This window comes from Paraglaciecola arctica BSs20135 (genome assembly GCF_000314995.1).
GTDB lineage: Bacteria > Pseudomonadota > Gammaproteobacteria > Enterobacterales > Alteromonadaceae > Paraglaciecola > Paraglaciecola arctica.
Window position 1 is genome coordinate 148,559 of sequence record NZ_BAEO01000055.1, and the last position, 19,736, is coordinate 168,294.

Annotated in this window: 13 protein-coding genes; 7 read left to right on the forward strand and 6 right to left on the reverse strand. The window is 42.4% G+C overall.

From position 1 onward, the window contains the following. The first annotated feature begins 18 nt into the window (after nt 1–18). The 3 genes from GARC_RS17765 to GARC_RS17775 all read left to right on the forward strand — a co-directional run bounded on the left by GARC_RS17765 (nt 19) and on the right by GARC_RS17775 (nt 3,395). The gene (locus tag GARC_RS17765; protein WP_007622745.1) at nt 19–1,713 is read left to right on the forward strand and encodes an NAD-dependent malic enzyme; all 1,695 of its coding nucleotides are present in this window, start codon (nt 19–21) and stop codon (nt 1,711–1,713) included. Nucleotides 1,714–1,913: 200 nt separating this feature from the next. Next, complete coding sequence (locus GARC_RS17770; RefSeq protein WP_007622749.1) at nt 1,914–2,681, forward strand: YiiX/YebB-like N1pC/P60 family cysteine hydrolase; 768 nt, start codon at nt 1,914–1,916, stop codon at nt 2,679–2,681. Between the two features lie 96 nt (nt 2,682–2,777). After that, nucleotides 2,778–3,395, forward strand: a complete 618-nt coding sequence (locus tag GARC_RS17775; protein ID WP_007622751.1) for a LysE family translocator — start codon at nt 2,778–2,780, stop codon at nt 3,393–3,395. A gap of 98 nt (nt 3,396–3,493) precedes the next feature. Here the strand turns inward: GARC_RS17775 and GARC_RS17780 are convergent, their stop codons facing one another. The 5 genes from GARC_RS17780 to GARC_RS17800 form a co-directional block, all read right to left on the reverse strand. After that, a complete protein-coding gene (locus GARC_RS17780; protein ID WP_007622754.1) occupies nt 3,494–4,267 on the reverse strand; it encodes a substrate-binding periplasmic protein in 774 nt (257 codons plus the stop codon). Nucleotides 4,268–4,622: 355 nt separating this feature from the next. After that, entirely contained in the window at nt 4,623–4,997 is a 375-nt protein-coding gene (locus GARC_RS17785) for a DUF3703 domain-containing protein (RefSeq protein ID WP_007622761.1), read from the reverse strand. 88 nt (nt 4,998–5,085) lie between these two features. Then, entirely contained in the window at nt 5,086–5,829 is a 744-nt protein-coding gene (locus GARC_RS26035) for a GNAT family N-acetyltransferase (protein ID WP_007622763.1), read from the reverse strand. Then, nucleotides 5,829–6,275, reverse strand: a complete 447-nt coding sequence (locus GARC_RS17795; protein ID WP_007622764.1) for a DMT family transporter — start codon at nt 6,273–6,275, stop codon at nt 5,829–5,831. Before GARC_RS17795 ends, GARC_RS26035 begins: the two co-directional genes overlap by 1 nt. A gap of 51 nt (nt 6,276–6,326) precedes the next feature. Next, nucleotides 6,327–6,929 carry a Crp/Fnr family transcriptional regulator gene (locus GARC_RS17800; protein WP_007622765.1) on the reverse strand — a complete coding sequence of 201 codons (603 nt, stop codon included), beginning with the start codon at nt 6,927–6,929 and terminating at the stop codon, nt 6,327–6,329. 219 nt (nt 6,930–7,148) lie between these two features. Between GARC_RS17800 and GARC_RS17805 the strand changes: the two genes are divergently transcribed. Both GARC_RS17805 and GARC_RS17810 read left to right on the forward strand, forming a co-directional pair. Continuing rightward, nucleotides 7,149–11,426, forward strand: a complete 4,278-nt coding sequence (locus GARC_RS17805) for a DEAD/DEAH box helicase (RefSeq protein ID WP_007622766.1) — start codon at nt 7,149–7,151, stop codon at nt 11,424–11,426. A gap of 79 nt (nt 11,427–11,505) precedes the next feature. Next, nucleotides 11,506–12,720: a M24 family metallopeptidase gene (locus GARC_RS17810; RefSeq protein ID WP_007622767.1), complete on the forward strand. Its 1,215-nt coding sequence runs from the start codon at nt 11,506–11,508 to the stop codon at nt 12,718–12,720. A 381-nt stretch (nt 12,721–13,101) separates the two neighbouring features. Here GARC_RS17810 and GARC_RS17815 read toward each other — a convergent pair whose 3' ends face one another. Further along, complete coding sequence (locus GARC_RS17815) at nt 13,102–15,813, reverse strand: cation-transporting P-type ATPase (RefSeq protein WP_007622768.1); 2,712 nt, start codon at nt 15,811–15,813, stop codon at nt 13,102–13,104. A 1,011-nt stretch (nt 15,814–16,824) separates the two neighbouring features. On the opposite strand from GARC_RS17815, the gene GARC_RS17820 reads away from it, so the two are divergent. Together GARC_RS17820 and GARC_RS17825 are read left to right on the forward strand one after the other, a co-directional pair. Next, on the forward strand, nt 16,825–19,092 hold the full coding sequence (locus GARC_RS17820) for a TonB-dependent receptor (RefSeq protein WP_007622775.1): 2,268 nt from the start codon (nt 16,825–16,827) through the stop codon (nt 19,090–19,092). Between the two features lie 118 nt (nt 19,093–19,210). Further along, on the forward strand, nt 19,211–19,726 hold the full coding sequence (locus GARC_RS17825) for a nuclear transport factor 2 family protein (protein ID WP_007622778.1): 516 nt from the start codon (nt 19,211–19,213) through the stop codon (nt 19,724–19,726). The last annotated feature ends 10 nt before the right edge of the window (nt 19,727–19,736 follow it).

The following is a 19,736-nucleotide window of genomic DNA, read 5'->3' on the forward strand; positions in this document are numbered from 1 at the left end:
TCACAGGACAATAAGTTAATGGCTAACCTAGCTACAAATAATGCGCTGTACATTCCTCATTCTGGACCCTCACTCTTAGAAACACCTCTGCTAAATAAAGGCAGCGCATTTAGTTCTGATGAACGTATTACGTTCAATTTAACTGGTCTTATTCCGCCACGCTACGAGACCATCAAAGAGCAAGTAGACCGAGCTTATATGCAGTACTCTAGTTTTGATGAGCCTATCAATAAACATATCTATCTGCGCGCCATTCAAGATAACAATGAAACTTTGTATTATCGATTAATCAAAGAACATATCGACGAGATGATGCCGATTATTTATACCCCGACTGTGGGTGATGCTTGTGAGCAGTTTTCAGACATTTACCGCAGTTCTCGTGGTTTGTTTATTTCCTATTCCGAACGTCATCAAATGGATGATATTTTGCGCAACGCCACCAAACGTAAGGTTAAGGTCATAGTTGTGACTGATGGTGAGCGGATCTTAGGTTTGGGCGACCAAGGTATAGGCGGAATGGGGATCCCTATTGGTAAGCTATCTTTGTACACGGCTTGTGGTGGTATTAGTCCAGCTTATACTTTGCCTGTGATGTTAGATGTAGGTACTAACAACGAAAAATTGTTGGCCGATCCTATGTATATGGGGGCGCGTCATAAACGAATTGGTCAAGCAGAGTACAACGAGTTTGTTGATATGTTTATTCAAGCCATTTATCGTCGTTGGCCTGAGGTCATGCTGCAGTTTGAAGATTTTGCCCAGCCAAATGCTATGCCCTTGTTGGAGCGTTACAGAGACAAAATTTGCTGTTTTAATGATGATATACAAGGTACAGCTGCAGTAGCGGTAGGTACTATATTGGCTGCATGTAAAAGTAAAAATACCAAGTTGTCAGAACAAAAAGTGGCTTTTGTTGGTTCTGGATCTGCAGGTTGTGGTATTGCTGAGCAAATTATTAAACAAATGTGCTTAGAAGGTATTTCAGATGCACAAGCTCGCAGCCAAGTATTTATGGTAGACCGATTTGGTTTACTTACCGAAGGCATGCAAGGCCTACGAGATTTTCAACAACGTCTTGTGCAATCAGCTGATGCAATCAGTGAATGGTCGTTTAGCGGAGAGTTTCCGTCATTGTTAGACGTGGTGCATTGCGCCCAACCCGATATATTAATAGGTGTGTCTGGCCAAGCTGGTTTATTTACCGAACAAGTGATCCGCAGCATGAAAAAACATTGCGAATTACCGATTATTTTCCCTTTGAGTAACCCATCACGCCAAGTTGAAGCAACACCACAGCAGGTTATTGAATGGACTGATGGTAAGGTCATTATTGCTACCGGCAGCCCATTTAAACCAGTCGAGTACAAAGGCAAAATCTATCCAATTTCGCAGTGTAATAATAGTTATATCTTTCCAGGGATTGGTTTAGGCGTGATTGCAGCCAAGGCCAGTTTGATCAGCGATGAAATGTTAATGGCAACCAGCGTTGCTTTGGCTGAGGCGTCACCTCTAGCAGTAACTGGCAAAGGTGATTTACTCCCAGCTTTGGGCGAAATAGCCCAGCTGAGTAAAAAAATAGCATTTGATGTGGCAAAAATAGCCATGCAACAAAATCTGGCACTAGAAGTGTCAGATGAAATACTAGCAGAGCGTATTGAGAGAAACTTTTGGATGCCAGAGTATCGCCCATATAAGCGAGTGAGTATTTGATTTAAGCCTGATCAAGAAATACTCCTCTGGGAGTGTTTCTTGTAGGAATAATTACCTCAATCAATCCAAAAGAGATTTTTGTTGAACTGTATGCAAACCATGGAAGTCGCTGGCAAATGCGCTATTGGTATAACTCCGGGTTATGCTTTAGCCAATGAACTTTCAAAATATAAAAATGCTTACACTGGACAGAGTACTGAATGAGTTTATTGAATAAAATTGGCCGAGGATTAGCGGCGTACTTGGAAAAGCCGAGTAAGACTATCCAGCCATCTACTTGTAAACCAGAGTTTTTGGCCTCCACTATTAGAGTGGGCGATGTATTGTTAGTGGATGGTTCTAGTCGAATTAGTACTGCTATTAAATATCTCACTCAATCCACTTGGTCCCATGCCGCTCTGTGTATAGCCGATGAACGCAATAGCGCCGATCCAAGTTGTGACAATATCACCCTAGTTGAAGCGGATGTACTAGACGGGATAAGAACGATACCCCTTAGCCACTATGCGCACTTACACACTAGGATCTGTCGTCCAGTAGGGCTGAATGAAGCTGAAATAGAAAGTGCTATTGAGTTCGCCACTGCCCAAGTTGGTCATCAATATGATATGAAAAACGTGTTTGATCTGATGCGTTACCTAGTGCAAACCCCTCCGGTACCTGCGCGTTGGCGCAGAAAAATGATTGTGCTTGGTAGTGGAGACCCAACCCGCGCTATTTGTAGCTCGTTAATTGCTCAGACATTCCATTCAATTCGTTACCCTATTTTGCCCGACATTTTTTTTGAGAAAGCTAAACATCCAGACAATAAAGCTTATTACGACGAAGTCTTACAAATTCGCCATCACTCCTTATTTGTGCCCAGAGATTTCGATATGTCACCCTATTTTAATATAATAAAACCTACTTTAGATAAAGGCTTTGATCCACACAGCATTGAGTGGAGTGAATATCAACAGAATGAGTAGTGTTGTTTACAAAAGTGTAAAACCACTATTTTATTCAGTTTCAAAAATATCCGTTGCGCCGTAATATACGGGCAGTTTTACTCTTGATAAGAATCTATGCCCACTTTCGCTACTTTAGCCGTTTTTATCCCCACTATGTTTTTTATCTCGGTCACGCCGGGTATGTGTATGACTTTGGCTATGACTTTGGGCTTAAAAATTGGCCTGCGCAGAACCATGTGGATGATGCTTGGTGAAGTGTTTGGCGTAGCATTAGTCGCAGTTTCGGCAGTGATGGGCGCCGCTGCAATCATGTTGAATTATCCAGCCTTATTTACTTGGTTTAAGTGGATAGGTGGCCTGTATCTGATGTATTTGGGATGCAAAATGTATTGGTCGGGTAAACACTTGTCTCTTAGCACTCAAACAGACTTAACACTCAGTCGTTTTGCCTTGATATCACAAGGTTTTATCACCGCCATCGCCAACCCCAAAGGTTGGGCATTTATGTTGTCTATATTGCCGCCTTTTATCAATACGACTAAGCCCATTACTTTTCAGTTGTTAGCGCTGGTGGCTATTATTATGCTGAGCGAATTTGTTTGTATGTTGATTTATGCTACGGGTGGAAGGAGTTTAAAAACCCTACTCAACAAGGGCAATAATATAAGATGGATGAACGGGATTTCTGGCACATTATTGATAGCTGTGGGTATTTGGCTGGCACTTAGTTGAATAAATTATTTTACTCACAAAAAATGCTAGGAGACGCTCAGTCAATTCTTAAAATACAAGTATATTAAACTTACTTGTCAGCCACAGAATACCTTTTACTAAAGGTTTAGGTCGGTAGATAAAAGTAGTTTTTGTAACGAGCGAGGGCGATAGTTGTTTTCAATATCTGCTAGTTTACCTGTTTGTCGCAGCTGTAAAATAGCTTGGTTGATAGCGTTCAAATCTGTTTGCTCAATGGATTGTTGATTGAACATCAACAATGCTGGATTGATAAGTACGTTGTTACCAACCAGGCTCACCTCATCATGTTGCTCCTTACCAAGATGACGAAAAAAAATATCGGCATCCACTAATAACAAATCACCACGACTGGGGGTGGCAAATAGTAATTCCGTAGCGCGAGCTGCATCAGGATAAGCTGTATATAATTCGTTTTGTTGCCACTTGGTGCGTAGCACCTCAAATTCACTTCCATACCAACCACTTGCAGGGCCAATCAAATGCAACCCTTGATTAAAGGCATCAGTCATACTTAGTGTTGCAGGTAATTTAAGATGCTTTCGGCTGAATAAAGCAACTATTTCGTGGCGATAGGGCTTGCTAAAATAGGCGTATTGTTGCCGCTCAGCGGTCTTAGATGCACGGATCATTACATCAAACTTACCCTGTTGCAGGCTTCTTAAGATCCTTGCTCCCGTCATGGGGGTGAGGTGCCAGCGTACTTGGCAGCCTGCTTGGGTTAATATTTGCTGGGTTAGCAGTGCATCCATGCCAATAACTTGGCCATGATTGTCTAGATAAGCCGAAGGTGCATGTAGATCTAAGTGCACGGTTAACGTTTTATCACAGCGGCTGTCAGCGGCTTCTGCCATGAAAGCAAAGAAGATCGTAAAAAATAAAATAAATTTCAGACTCAATCTGCGGGCTAGGTAAAAAAACGGTAAAATATTCAATCTAAATAACTCTCAAATACAGCTTGAAACAACAATTACAACCACAGACATTATGACCAATTTATCTGGTTATTAACCGATTGCTCCCAGAACAGAAATCTTGGACTCGTCATTAAATCGATACATTAACTCACAGAAGTGAAAAATGATAATTAAAAACAAACGTAGAATTTATACCTAAGTATCCAGAGAAAAACCTGACTTTATTATAAAACTGTAATCCATATTACATGACCACTATAAGGTATGATTGTGTGGCTAACACTAGGTTGAATCAATCTACCTGAGCTTGGTTGGCCTTAGCTATGATAGCTGCGAGTTTCGATGATACCGGTAGTACTTTAAAAGGGCTAACGTTAGTCCCTCCAGTGTTACCAGTGGGAATAAATCCTATTGCTGTTTTTGTTGCAGCCCCGACTATACGAAATATTTGACCTAAGCACTCTTTAATATCAACTTGCCTGATCGCCCACAACAACATCAACAGGTGTACTTTTGTATGTAAAAGGGTGGATGCCTGTCCAAGTACGTGGGCATTTTCTAAATGCTTAAATTCAGCTCTGTAATTGTGTTTTGTTCTTGCCTGCTTAGCTGATGTTAATTCTTGCTCAACGTAAGGTTTTATCTTTTTGTAAAAGTGGCTAGACATAAATATGTTTCACAGTTGTTGATAAGCATAATTAGTTTACACTTTTTCTCCAGCGCGTCTTACTGTATTGCAATTTATACAAGGATATTCAGTCAACAAACATATAGTTTTCGATAGTGAATTGCGCTTTAAAACCAAGGCTTAAATATAAGCTTTCACCGGCAGATGAGGCTTGAAGTACGGCATAACGACAGGCTAGTTCTCGTTTGGTCAACCCCAACACTTGATGCATCAGATTTCGAGCGACTCCTTGACCTCGATATTGCTCAGGTACGCCCATCTGATGAATACCTGTTACATGCTCCGTTTTGTGTAACATGGCAGTAGCGACAGGCTGCCCTTGCATATCAGCCAAGAGTAAAGTTACTTCAGGGTGCTGGTTAGCAAGTATTATCGAGGCAACATCAATTTCGTAATTAAAAGCTTGGGACGCAATATTGCACCAAACAATAGTGTCTTTTTCACTCGTCACTTTAGTGATATTTAATTGTTGCTGCTTCTGTGGTGTGTAGCTATACATATCTAAATACATGGCTTGTTGTTTAAACAGCAAGCTGAGTCCTAAACCTTCTTTGTCAGATTGGTGTTGAATGCCTTTCTTAGAATTGTTTTGGAACACTGGTACCACTAGTTTTTTTCTGTCGAGTGGTGCGTTTCCGAGGCGTTCCTTAAATGTTGTCCTAGAATCCCAATCTTGCCAATATCTGTGTGGCCAACTTCGAGACCGGTATATTCCTTGTGCGTTAAGCTCTTGATTGGGGGCTATACCCATTAGTTTCCATAAACTTGTTAGGTTATTGATGTTTTCTTTATCTAAGTCGAAATGCTGCATTATGCCTCCTTGTTGATGAAAATTATGCCTATTACTAATGCCAATAGACCAATGATTTTGTGTAGGGTGATGGGTTTAATTGGCATGTTGAACCAGCCTAAATGCCCTGCGATAACGGCCATCACAAGCTGGCCTATAAGAAAATAGGGCATCATTGCCCCCATCCCAATTTTGGGGATCAGGAAATACACAAGTGAGATGCCAACGGCGCTAAGTAAGCCTCCGGCAAACCATAAATAAATGGGCACCGTTTTTGTTGTTACCAACGACGGAAGGCTTTGATTGATAAATATCAGCGTGATGCCAGCAAAAAATAAACTGCAGAAAAACGCCACCACAGCCGCAAGTTGAGCATTGCCAAGTAAGTTACCCAGCTGAGCATTAAAGCCGGCTTGAAGAGCCATAGCTGTGCCTGATATAAAGGCTAATACATATAAATAAGTCATGCATCGACTATAAAGGTTTTAGCAACAGACTCATTTACATAGGTTGATAATTTAGCTTTTTTTTCTGAGCCGGCTTAATTGCGTTGCCGTGATGCCTAAATGTGAAGCAATATGATATTGAGGGATCCTAGCGCTAATCGAGGCATGATTAATAATAAATCGGCGATAACGTTGTTCTGCATTTTCTTGAACTATCTGTATTTCTCTGGCTTCTTTGGCCAATAACCAGTTTTGTTCCAGATAGTTAATATGAAACAGTGCTAACCCGTGATCTTCTTTCAACAACTGACGAAAAGCTGCGAAATTAATTTTAATGACACTAGAGTCTTCTAAGGCTTGAATGGTAAAGCTTGATTCTGTTGACGTGAGGAGGGCGGTCATAGCCCCAGGGAAAGTCCCCTCATCGAAAAACATTTTGTTGTACTCTTGGCCTTGTTCATTGGTGATAAAAGAGCGAAATAAGCCTTGGTAAACAAATGCAAAACTGCATGGTACTTCACCTGACGAATATAACTTTTCGCCTTTTATTAAGCTGTGATCTGTGCTGATTGAACATATAACGTCCCAAGTTGCAGGAGGAATTGGCCAATAACTGTCCATTGCCTTTTTCATTGCTTTAAACGACATATCTTGTCGCAGATGTTTACTTTGCATATATCAATTCTTATTTAGCTGAAGTTGGTAAGTACTCAATATTTTTTAGCTTGTATAAAGGTCGGTATAACAATGTCTCATTTATACTCAGCAGTTAGTGTTAAATCTAAATCTTTATTTGAATTCTACTCGGTATCTTTGAGACTAATTGTTTAAGCATGCTATTTTTGTTAATTTCACGTCATTAAAAAATGAATATTTATTAAGAATCACAATACTATGAAGCTTGCTGCTTTAATCCAGCCACAAATCCACCAACAAATTGAATCTTTGTATCAAGCCTTTTTAAGGCTTCATGGATCCGAACAAAGCCTATTGATGGTATTGGCTGTGGTATATAAGCCTATTGGTATTACAAAGTTTGCACAAGTAATCGATATACTAGAAACAAGAGGCCTGTTACCTAATCCAAAAAAGGAATACCGCCTATCTGTGCAGCAAAGAGAGCAATTCACTGCACTTTCGTTACTAACAGTTAGCAAAGATGGCTTGCTACTCAATAGATTGCTCGCCAATCGTTTAATGACTGAAATAGGCCAATTACGCACAGCGTTTGAGCTTAACGCAAACCAAAAATTACTTGAGATAATGATGGCTGCGGAAGAAATTGTGCCTGTGATCAATAGTTACAGTTGGCAGAACAAAGAAGCCGATAGAAGCAGAGTGATTAGAGATCTCTATTATTTGAACCACCTAGAACAGCTTGAAGCTAACTTAGAACTCAATAAAAACCCACAAATTATTGACCATGCAAAAAACCGTATTTTAGTTGAGATATTTTTCTTACCCTTTGATTTGGATAAATTTTTACAGCTTCCTAAGACGTTGCAATACCAAGCCTTTGCGACTCTGATTAGAACGTTTCAAATACAAGGACAAAGTTGTGCTTACCCAGTGCAATTATTAGAGCAAGTTTGCGCAGCGAATTCTGATCGAACCAGCCCCTCATACAATGTCGACTGTCATCATTTACTTGCCCAGCAATATTTGTATCAGATGCGTTTTGAGGATTTTGAACGCATACAAGTTACTCAAGACGCCAGTAGTTATGGCTTGCAGCTATGGGGTGCATATTGTTTTTTAACTGGCGAAAACCAACAAGCTATCGATTATTTTGAGCAAGCTATGCTGGCTAAAAACAAACTCACTAAACGCAAAAAACAATATTTAAATGGTGTGTTGGGGTACTTCTATAAACTGGCATTAATAGTTCACGCCAACCAAGTTGATGTCAGTTATTTCAGCACTGCACTGCAACAAGTCGAATTTGAAGAAAGTGACCGTAAAGTCAATTGTGACTTTTATTACATAGGACAAGGCGTTGTTAAACCAATCATGTGCCTATCGACAGGTGAAAAATATAATATCAATATTGAATATAATAGTATTGATGATAGGGCCGATTTTTTCGCTCATCAATTGTGCTATTTTAATTATTTATTGGCGCAAGTTTGGTGCAACCAAAGTAAAGAACCCGCGCTTGCCAAATTAGCATTAAAATATCAAGATAACTTTAAGCAACTTGGCTATCTTTTATTTGCACAAGTATGTCGACAAATGGCGGCGAGTTTCAGTAGTAAAAAACCCGCACAACAAGCCAAATTGATTGATGTTACTAGCCTAATAGTCACCAAATCACAGTGGGACTTAGCGCTAGATAAATTAATTGCACTTAATCCAAATACTGAAAAAACTCCTACACCTGCCAAAGAGAAAGTTGTTAAACCTGTTCGCCTAATTTGGGAGTTTGAACACAGTTATGAGCATAGTTTAACGGCTCGTGAGCAAAAATTTAATAAATCCGGTTGGAGTAAAGGGCGAGTTGTTTCACTAAAACGCCTGAAAGAAGAAACCGCTTTATTCGACTACTTAAGCGACAGCGATAAACGAATATGCCGCGCAATTGATGCTTATCAAAGCTGGGGATATTACTCAAAACTTGAATATACACTGCAGGGATTGCCTGCACTGGAAGCTGCAGTGGGTATCGACAACTTATACGATTCAGACGACTTAAACCAAAACATTGAAATTATCAAACGTGAGCCTGAATTATTGGTCAGCCAGTTAGGTGAGCAACTTTGTTTAAGTATTGCCGACTTACCCGACGATATCAGTGGTTACGAGGGACAGCCAGCTTATGATTTAAAGTCTATTACAGATACTCAATATCAACTCACAGTGTTTTCGATTGATCATATCAAAGTGGCCGAAATAATTGGTGAGGCAGGTTTGCTCATTCCCATCAGTGCCAAACAAAAAGCACTAGAAGGTATATCGGCTATTGCGCCGTTTTTAAATATTCAATCTGATCTCACAGAGCTTGATACAGGGTTAGAAACCCATGAATGTGATCCCAACTTGGTGGTGAATATTCAACCCACCCAAAACGGCCTAACATTTACCTGTGTGGTGATGCCTTTTGGGGAAAAAGGCCCGGCATTTAAACCTGCCGTTGGTAATGCCAGTTTAACCACAGACTTAAACGGCAAACGCATGGCAACCCAACGAGATTTACTGCGCGAAGAAACACTATTGGATCAACTCGACCAAGCGTGCCCAGCCTTTTTGAATATGACAGATAACGTCTTAACTTTAGACGATTTGCAAATTGCCTTAGCAGCCTTAGAACAGTTAGAAATCGCCATTAGCCAGTCCACGTTTGCTTTAGTTCTGCGCTGGCCGAAAGGCAAAAAAGTCACGCTATCGAAAAAGTTAGACAGCGAACATCTGCAACTAGCGTTTAGTCAAAAAAATGAATGGTTTGATATTACTGGCGACTTGCAAATAGACAATGAGCAAGTGCTCGAACTACGAAAACTACTGGAACTAGTAAGAACCAGCAATGGCCGTTTTATCGAGCTTGGTGCCGAGCAAATACTCGCCTTGTCTGACGATTTACGCCACAAACTCGAGTTAATCAATCAAGTCACAGACGACGGTAAATTTCATCCCTTAGCCAGCTTGCAAATGGAAGAAGCGACAACAGGTATGCGCATGAAAACCATTCATGCCTGGGATCAACAAACCCAAAAAATGCATCAAGCCAATTCCATTGAACCGCAAATACCATCTACATTTCAAGCACAATTGCGGGACTACCAGCTAGTGGGGTTTGACTGGGCATCACGCCTTGCACATTGGGGCGCTGGCGCATGTTTAGCCGACGATATGGGCTTGGGTAAAACCTTACAAGCCCTTGCGATTTTACTTTCGCGCGCCAGCCATGGACCTAGTTTAGTGATCGCTCCCACATCGGTTTGTTTTAACTGGCAACAAGAAGCGCTAAAATTTGCGCCAACGCTGAAAGTCAAAATATTTTCTGAGTCAACTAACACCATGCAGCGTGAAATTTTGTTAAACGACTTAGGCCCGTTTGATTGTGTGATCATTAGTTACGGACTTTTACAAAGAGAAAGTGAAATACTTAAAGAAGTACACTGGCACAGCATAGTAGCTGACGAAGCCCAAGCGCTGAAAAACCCATTGGCGAAACGCACTAAAGCCGCTTTTGCATTAAAAAGTGACTTTAAAATGATCACCACAGGCACACCTATTGAAAACAATTTAACCGAATTATGGAGCCTATTTCGTTTTATTAATCCTGGTTTGCTTGGCAACATAAAACGCTTTGGCGAACGATTCTCACTGCCTATTGAAAATTCAAAGGAAGACCCGCTCGCGGCACGTAAAGCCAGCCAAGCACTTAAAACCTTGATTCAACCTTTTATTTTACGGCGTATGAAAAACCAAGTGTTAACCGAACTACCCTCTCGAACTGAGATTAATATTCGTGTTGAAATGAGTGCCAAAGAACGCGATTTTTACGAAGCCTTGCGACTTAATGCAGTAGACAATATTAGCCAAAGTGGCCAACAAGCCAACGCCGGTGAGCAGCGAATTAAAATGCTCGCCGAGTTAGTTAAATTACGTCAAGCCTGCTGTAATCCTAAATTAGTCATGGCAGAAACCGACATACCCAGCGCCAAATTAGCTGCCCTTGATGAGCTATTAGAAGAGCTGAAACTTAATAATCACAAAGCGCTTATTTTTAGTCAGTTTGTGGGACATTTACAATTGATCAAGCAACACATCGAGGCTAAAGGTTTTAGTTATCAATACTTAGATGGCTCAACACCACAAAAGCAGCGACAAAAAAGTGTGAACGCCTTTCAAAGTGGCGAAGGCGATATATTTTTAATCAGCCTAAAAGCGGGTGGTTCTGGCTTAAATTTAACCGCCGCAGATTATGTCATACATATGGATCCTTGGTGGAACCCAGCAGTAGAAGAACAAGCATCTGATCGCGCCCACCGTATAGGTCAGTTACGCCCGGTTACTATCTATAGGTTAATTACCCAAAACACCATAGAAGAAAAAATTGTCGCGCTACACCAACACAAACGCGACTTAGCAGACAAACTACTATCTGGTAATGAAGCCGCTACTAAACTGTCGGTAGATGATATGCTGAACCTGCTGAAAGAGACATTTTAAGTCTCATATAACCTAATAATCCAGTTTCTACTTTGCCCTTTGGTACTTTTCAAATGGCACTCAAACTGCAGGAGAACAAATGACAACCATTGGTATTGCCACACAAACACCAGAACAAGCATTAGCAACTTTAAGCGATATGACCCAAAGCCTTAGTCCTATTCAGCCCGAAGAGCACCTAACCCGTATTGCCAAGGCCCAAGCTTATATGCAAGCCAACAACATAGATGCCATTTATCTCAATGCAGGCACTAACCTGACTTATTTCACTGGCATGAAATGGTATGCCAGTGAACGTATGGTAGGTGCAATTTTACCGGCAAAGGGTGGGGTGCAATATATAGCGCCTTATTTTGAAATCGGTAGTTTAAATGGTTTTAAGGTCATAGACGGGCCAATACATGGCTGGCAAGAACACCAAAATCCTTACAGCCTATTTGTTGAAGTATTAAAACAATTAAAAATAGCGGATACCGCCACTATTGGTATAGATGAAAGCGCGCAGTTTTTTATCTTCGACGGCATCAATAAAGCCCAAACCGGCTTAAAGCTGATCAACGCACAAGAGGTCACAGCCCATTGTAGGATGCAAAAATCAGCTAACGAATTAGCTCTCATGCAAGCTGCCATGAATATGACACTGGCCGTGCATCAGGCGACTGCCAGTATGCTGTACGCAGGAATAAGCACCACAGAAGTCGAAACCTTTATTCAGCAAGCACACCAAAAAGTTGGCGCGGCAGGCAACTACTTTTGTATTGTACTTTTTGGGCTCGCCACCTCTTTTCCTCATGGTGTGAAAGATCCACAAATCCTCAAAGCAGGGGATATGGTGCTAATTGATACCGGTTGCCAAGTGCATGGCTATATATCCGACATTACCCGTACCTATGTTTTTGGTGAGCCAACAGCGAGGCAAAAGCAGTTTTGGGATCATGAAAAAGCCGCACAACTCGCCGCCTTTAACGCCGCCAAAATTGGAGTGCCTTGCGAAGATGTAGACGCTGCTGCTCGCCAATATTTAGCCTCACAAGGTCTAGGCCCTGAATATCAAACTCCCGGTTGCCCGCACCGCACTGGTCATGGCATTGGTTTAGACATTCATGAATGGCCTTATTTAGTTGGCGGCAACAAAACCCCTCTCGCCACAGGCATGTGTTTTAGTAACGAACCTATGTTAGTGATTCCCGATGAGTTTGGTATTCGTTTAGAAGATCATTTTTATATGACAGACACAGGCCCCCGCTGGTTTACTGAGCCAAGCGAGAGTATTGATAATCCGTTTGGTTTGTAGGGTTAGCCTGAATTAGTTGTTGGTACTTGTAGGAAAAGTTGGCTATCACAATGGGTTGCATCACTGAGTAAGCTGAATGCCAAAAGCTGCAGTTGTTATCCTGTTTGATTAGCCATTTCCTGACTAGCGGAAGCCAGACTTTCGAAAATTGGATCACGGCTGATCACTTTGATCGATCAACAGCCGTTCATCATCATAAACAAAAGCAATATTTAAAACTGGTTTGCATAACAGCGGGTGGCGCTTGTTTAGAATTTTGAATTATATGAAACCAGCTGATTAATAGACGAAAAATAGCTGACTCTCACTCCCTCAGTGATTTAAAATCGAGGTATATATGAGCCAGCATGTAATTTCATTTTATGAAAGAAGTCGTTTTACTTATACCCTTAAACCACTTTGATTAAATAGGCGAAGGCGAATTTGTTTCTCAGTCTCTACGATGATAAAGAACACTACACCAATGCCAATAATGAGCATACCCTGTAGCAGAGACACGGACTGTGTGGAGAATATCCCTTGCAGGAATGGTGTATAAGTTATGGCAAATTGCGCCAAAGTGACAATAATCACCACAATCCACACTACTTTGGTACCGCGCACTGCCTTCCATGTAAGTGATGTACTGTAGATGTTTCGAATGAAAAACAGGTGAAAAATTTCTATTACGACTAACAAATTAATCACCATGGTACGCGCTAGATCAATGCCGTATTCCTGGTTCATAGCGTAGGTATAGATACCGTAAACACCGCACAGGATCAGGAAGGAAACCAGTACGATATGCCAAAGCAATTCAAGATTAATTAGCGCTTCTTCCCTTGGGCGAGGTGGGCGACGCATGGTGTTTTCTTCGGTCGGTTCAAACGCGAGCGCCAAACCCAATGTAATACCAGTAATTAGGTTTATCCACAGGATCTGAATAGCTGTCATCGGAAGTGTCATGCCAAATAGAAGCGCCACAATAATTGTCATCGCTTCGCCGGCGTTGGTAGGTAGTGTCCAGCTAATCACCTTTTTGATGTTGTCATAGACTGTACGCCCCTCACGTACGGCCGCTACTATTGAGGCAAAGTTGTCATCTACCAACACAATTTCTGCCGCTTCTTTGGCCGCCTCGCTGCCTTTTCCGCCCATGGCAATTCCTGCATCGGCACGCTTGAGTGCCGGCGTATCGTTCACCCCGTCACCGGTCATGGCTACTGTCATGCCATGAGACTGCAGCGCCATAACCAGGCGCAATTTGTGCTCCGGACTGGTGCGGGCGAAAATATCGCACTCAAGCACTGCGAGCTTGAGTGCTGCATCGTCCATTTTGTCCAAATCAACTCCGGTGAGAACCGAGTCAGAATTTTGCAGGCCAATATGCTTGCCTATTGCTGCAGCAGTTTTTGTATGATCGCCGGTTATCATTTTCACGCGAATACCCGCTGTGTGGCACTCTCTTACCGCAGAAATTGCTTCAATGCGCGGCGGGTCAATCATACCAACCAGCCCTAGCATCGTTAGTGAACCTTCCACATCGGTGTATTCAAGTGTGGTATGTTCCGGGCTTGTGGATTTTACTGCAATGGCCAGCACCCGCTGACCGAGACTCGCAATGCTGTCGGCTTTTTCGTGCCAATAGGCCGTGTTAAGCGCCTCAATACCGCCTTCGGTTCGTTGATCTTTACACATGCCGAGGATACGTTCCGGCGCACCTTTTACGAACACACAAGCATGATGCTCATGATCATGATTCAGGGTTGCCATGAAGCGGTGCTTGGCATCGAAGGGAATAGCATCGGTGCGCACCCACGCCGCCAGCTGTTGCGGTGCATCAATGCCAACTTTACCCGCGAATGCCAACAATGCGCCCTCCATGGGATCTCCCTCGACCATGAATACGCCGTCACTATGCTTCAAACTTGCGTCATTACATAATGCAGCAGCGAGCGCCAACTCTTCCAGCACGGCATGTTCTTTCCCGTTAACTTCCGCTTCCGCCAGCCGCAAAGTGCCTTTAGGCTCGTAACCTGTCCCATCTAGAGAAAACAAATGTAGGTGTGTCACCGCGCTGGATACCATCATCTCGTTGCGTGTCAGGGTACCGGTTTTATCAGTGCAGATGACTGACACAGAGCCCAATGTTTCTATTGCAGGCAAACGTCGAACGATGGCATTACGCTTCGCCATCGCCTGCACCCCGATCGCCAATGTAATAGTGAGTACCGCTGGCAGCCCTTCCGGTATCGCCGCTACAGACAACCCCACCACTGCCATGAACAATTCAGGAAAATCATGATGCTCGGTAAAAGTGCCATAGAACAATAAAAGTGCGGCGATTAAAATAATCAGCGCGGTCAGCCTTTTGGCGAAAATTCCCATTTGCTGGACAAGGGGCGTGGTCAGCACCTGCACGTCTGAAAGCAATCCACTAATGTGACCAATTTCAGTATCTTTACCTGTCGCGACTACCACGCCCTTGCCTTGCCCGGACGCAACCAGCGTGCCAGAAAAAACCATACAGCTTCGGTCTCCAAGGGGCGCAGCAGCGGCAACAGTATTGAGGTTTTTTTCTACTGGTAAGGATTCACCGGTAAGAATAGCTTCTTGTACCAACATACCGTAAGCCGAAAGCAAGCGGATATCGGCCGGCACCTTATCGCCAGCTTCCAGCAGCACAATATCCCCGGGGACAAGTGTTTTACCTTCGACACTGTGACGTTCTCCGTCGCGTAGGACTGCAGCTCGTGGTGCTAACATATGACGTATGGCATCCATCGCTTTTTCTGCCTTTCCTTCCTGTATGAAGCCGATAATGGCGTTGGCCACTACCACCGCCATTATCACAAAGGTATCAAGCCAATGGGCCAGAAAGGCCGTAATAATTGCAGAACCGAGTAATACGTAAATCAGGATGTTATGAAACTGAAGTAGAAAAAGAATAAAGACATTACTTTTTGGTGGCTCTGGCAGGAGGTTCGCACCATAGATTTCAAGTCGCGATTTTACTTCACTTTCGTCTAAACCTGCCGATGTGGCCTTAAGTGTCTGGAGTACCACTTTGTCTGGCATTTCGTGCCAGAGGTGTTCGTTTCGATTTTTTGTCATGCAAAGCAAAGCTCCATAAATTGGCAATTTCAAACAATTGGTTATTTGTATCTGAGTTCAGGTTAACTTAGTTTTAGCTACCCATTTGCACCACAATACGCCCTGTTATTTCGCCCCTTTGACAACGCCCTTTTCTAGTGACGTATTACCTTGTCAAATAGGCTAATTAAATACTTATATTGGTCTTAGTATATTGATGCAAATCAAAATTTGAGGCTAATTTGTGAGCAGCATTATTGAGATAATTATTTGCCAACTATAGCGTAGCTGGCGAGACCGATATATCGAGAAGGAAGTAGCTGGTAGAAATCGGTGGATGTAATGATTGTTATACTGCTGGGTTAGCTCCTAGTGGAGGTACCACACCAGAGACCGAGAGGTTATTAAGAAGCAATTTGTGTTTCCGAGGGGGCTGGGGAACAAGCTATCCAAGTAACTTGCTAGTCTATATTGGCAATATTTCTGAAGACGAGTGGATTATCAAAACTAAGACACTAAAAACAAGATCTGCGAGTTATCTACAAATATATCAAGAGTCTTGGTGTTGTTATTGAATGATTACGCGAATGAATAGTCTTGACTGGAAATAGGCAGCACCCCATAAACATCAAGGTTTGTGGGATGTTAAGTTACCCTTTGTAATTTTGATACAACAAAGTTTACTCTGACGCCAGATTTTCGATTGATTACAACGCACAGTAATATCGCCAAAATGACGATTTCTATTTATGTGAATTACTTTGTAAGACTTTGATAATAATAGTAATTATACTTTTATGGGTGTCAGACTTTGTGAAATCTCAGAATTAGTTACCGCTAAAAGAAGACTACTATAAATACTGTAAAGGTCTAACCAGTATAATAAGTGATTGCAGCCTTTGTCATACTCCTCGAAAATATCTAAGGACGTCCCGCGGTTTCGACCCTTGCACCACTCAGTAACGAGGCCCATTCGGTGCCATTTTTCAGCCTATTTAGGCTTAACTAAAACTAATGATAAGGTATCCCTGCATGGAATACACCCAGACAATAAAACACACTTTTCAAAACACTAGTGCTAATGCGTTCGCAAAAACGCGCATTGCACTGTTCGTTGCTACAATCATTGGTTCGTCTGCCATCCAAGCACAAGAAAGTGCCTCCCCAGGAGTGGCAGAACAGGTCGAGTATGAGCGAGTGGTTGTTACCTCTCGTAAACGTTCAGAATCGATGAATGACGTTCCCATCAGCATTAATGTGGTCAGTGAAGATCTTATCAATAACCTAGGAGCCAGTGATTTCACAGATTTGATAGGTGTGGTCCCTAGCTTAACGGCTTATCAGAATGGTCCAGGGCGTACCCGTTTATCGATCCGCGGCGTGGCAAACGGTGGCGGCAACGACAACGATACCCAAAACCAAGAGACAGTAGGCATTTACCTAGACGAAATTCCAATCTCTATGGGCGGCATGAACCCAGAGTTAGCTTTATTTGATCTTAAGCGAGTAGAAGTGCTTCGCGGCCCTCAAGGGACACTATTTGGTGCAGGCTCAATGACAGGCACAGTAAGATTGGTGTCTAACGATCCCAACTTATCTGAATTTGAAGGAAAATACGAAGCTAGTGCATCTACCATTGAACACGGCAGTCAAAATGCATCCCTAAAAGCTTTGGTTAACGTGCCTATTATTGAAGATAAACTCGCGGTGCGCGTCAGTGCTTATTACCTAGATAATGGTGGTTACATTGATAACAGTCTAACTGGTGAGAAAGATCTCAACGACGGTAATGCCAAAGGTGCAAAATTATCGGCTTTGTATATTCCAAGCGATGAATTAAGTATAGAAATGAGTTTATTACATCATGACTATTCAGATAATGGTCGTCCAGTAGACATAGATTCCACCCCGCTTTTTGTGCGTGATTACCCGTCTTTTGATGGTTATGACGATACTATGGATATCGGTAACTTAACTCTGACCTACGACTTGGATTGGGCCGAACTGGTGAGCTCTACGTCTTACTTCGACCGCTCTATTGTTAACCCTCGTTCATTAGATTTATTGATTGAATCGGCTTTACCACCTAGTGTTACGCCACATGAACTCATCGATTTCACTGATTCAAAAGTCATAGTGCAAGAATTTCGCTTAGCCTCAATTAGCGATAGTGATTTGCAATGGACAGTGGGCGTCTATGCCGACAAAAAAGACGTGTTTTATGAAAACACCTTTCCGGTACCAGGTGTTGACGCCATATTAGGCACCCCCTCATCAGATTTTGGTGCGCCAGTTGACCATTTGTATTATGGCTTCGACGATTTAACCGTAAAAACTTACGCAGTATTTGGTGAGCTTTATTACGATATCGGCGATTTCTCTATTACTGGTGGTCTGCGCTACTTTAATTGGGAACAAAACATCGAGTTTTATCAATCTGGCTTGTTTAATGGTGAAGCCAACAGTGATGAACGACCTAAAGGCAGCGTCGACGGCTTTAACCCTAAGCTGAATGTCTCTTACCACTTAAACCGTGACAATCTAGTGTATGCTCAAGCAGCAAAAGGTTTTCGCTATGGCGGTATCAATGGTGCCGTTCCGGTTTCTGTGTGTGCTGATGAGTTAGCTGAGGTTGAGCGTGACGGGGGTGATACGCGTTTCTTCGACCCAGATGAAATCTGGAACTACGAAGTGGGCGTAAAAGGTAGTGATTCAAAAGGCACTATTAGCTACAACGCGACTTATTTCCATATTAATTGGACGGATATGCAAACCAGTCGTAGTTTTGAATGTGGTTTTGGTTTCAAAGAAAACGTAGGTGACGCTACCAGTAAAGGGATAGAACTAGAGGTCACTGTGAAACCTATTGAAGGATTAACCCTTTCTGCTGGTGGCGCTTACATTAATACATCTTTGGATGCCGATGTACCAAATTTGGGCGCACAAAAAGGCGATGCTGCTCCCTTCGTACCGGAAACTTCTTTCACAGCATCAGCTGAATACTCCATGCAGCTAAATGAAAACATAGAGGGTTTCGGTTGGATGAATCTGCAATACACAGATGATCGCTTTACTGAGTTCAGTAAAGAGAATGAGAATTATCGTAAAATGGATGCCTACACCCTAGCCAACCTGCGTTTAGGAGTACGTTTTTCAGGTTACGAAATTTCCTTGTTCGCCAATAATTTATTGGATGACGACGGAGTTGTGCGTGCTATTGACCGCCCACCCTTTGATCCACCTGCCAGCATTCGTGTTACGCCGCGTACTGTAGGTGTTACATTTAGAGGTGGCTTTTAAGGGCTAATGTTTAGTTAAAAACTCAAGGCAGCAAGCCACAGTTGCTGCCTTATCCGCACTTATACTTTGAAAATTAATATTTCAAAGTCATACCTAAACCTAATTAATGGAGTTTCTAATGAAGAAAATCTCACTTGTCATCATCAGCCTTGGGTTGTTTTGTTCGTTCCAAATGTTGGCACAAACGAAAGCACAATCGAAAGAACAAGCCACACAGGCCGTTAATCAGGTGCTCGACGGATTACATGAGTCCGCCAGCCAAGCTGACTTAAATAGCTATCTCAACGCGTTTACTGATACAGGCGTATTTATGGGAACTGATGATTGGGAACGCTGGTCTCGTCCCCTGACGTTAGATAAATACGTTGCTGAGCGTTTTGCTGGGGGAACGGGTTGGACCTATCACTCTGTTGAGCGAAACATCAATTTTTCAGAGCAACAAAATATTGCCTGGTTTGATGAAATAACAGTATCTAAAAAGTGGGGACGTTTCCGCGGAACCGGAGTGTTAATAAATAACGACGGCAACTGGAAAATCGCCCATTATGCCATGTCGGTCTTGGTGCCAAACGAAGCATGGGAAAAAGTGGCAGAAATAAATATTAAGACTTTTGCTGAACGCGCTAAACCATAAAACTGGGGCA

Excerpts from the sequence above, each read along its gene's own strand:
- GARC_RS17765 (WP_007622745.1), top strand. The coding sequence starts at position 19 with ATGGCTAACCTAGCTACAAATAATGCGCTGTACATTCCTCATTCTGGA.
- GARC_RS17770 (WP_007622749.1), top strand. The coding sequence starts at position 1,914 with ATGAGTTTATTGAATAAAATTGGCCGAGGATTAGCGGCGTACTTGGAA.
- GARC_RS17775 (WP_007622751.1), top strand. The coding sequence starts at position 2,778 with ATGCCCACTTTCGCTACTTTAGCCGTTTTTATCCCCACTATGTTTTTT.
- GARC_RS17780 (WP_007622754.1), bottom strand. The coding sequence starts at position 4,267 with ATGGCAGAAGCCGCTGACAGCCGCTGTGATAAAACGTTAACCGTGCAC.
- GARC_RS17785 (WP_007622761.1), bottom strand. The coding sequence starts at position 4,997 with ATGTCTAGCCACTTTTACAAAAAGATAAAACCTTACGTTGAGCAAGAA.
- GARC_RS26035 (WP_007622763.1), bottom strand. The coding sequence starts at position 5,829 with ATGCAGCATTTCGACTTAGATAAAGAAAACATCAATAACCTAACAAGT.
- GARC_RS17795 (WP_007622764.1), bottom strand. The coding sequence starts at position 6,275 with ATGACTTATTTATATGTATTAGCCTTTATATCAGGCACAGCTATGGCT.
- GARC_RS17800 (WP_007622765.1), bottom strand. The coding sequence starts at position 6,929 with ATGCAAAGTAAACATCTGCGACAAGATATGTCGTTTAAAGCAATGAAA.
- GARC_RS17805 (WP_007622766.1), top strand. The coding sequence starts at position 7,149 with ATGAAGCTTGCTGCTTTAATCCAGCCACAAATCCACCAACAAATTGAA.
- GARC_RS17810 (WP_007622767.1), top strand. The coding sequence starts at position 11,506 with ATGACAACCATTGGTATTGCCACACAAACACCAGAACAAGCATTAGCA.
- GARC_RS17815 (WP_007622768.1), bottom strand. The coding sequence starts at position 15,813 with ATGACAAAAAATCGAAACGAACACCTCTGGCACGAAATGCCAGACAAA.
- GARC_RS17820 (WP_007622775.1), top strand. The coding sequence starts at position 16,825 with ATGGAATACACCCAGACAATAAAACACACTTTTCAAAACACTAGTGCT.
- GARC_RS17825 (WP_007622778.1), top strand. The coding sequence starts at position 19,211 with ATGAAGAAAATCTCACTTGTCATCATCAGCCTTGGGTTGTTTTGTTCG.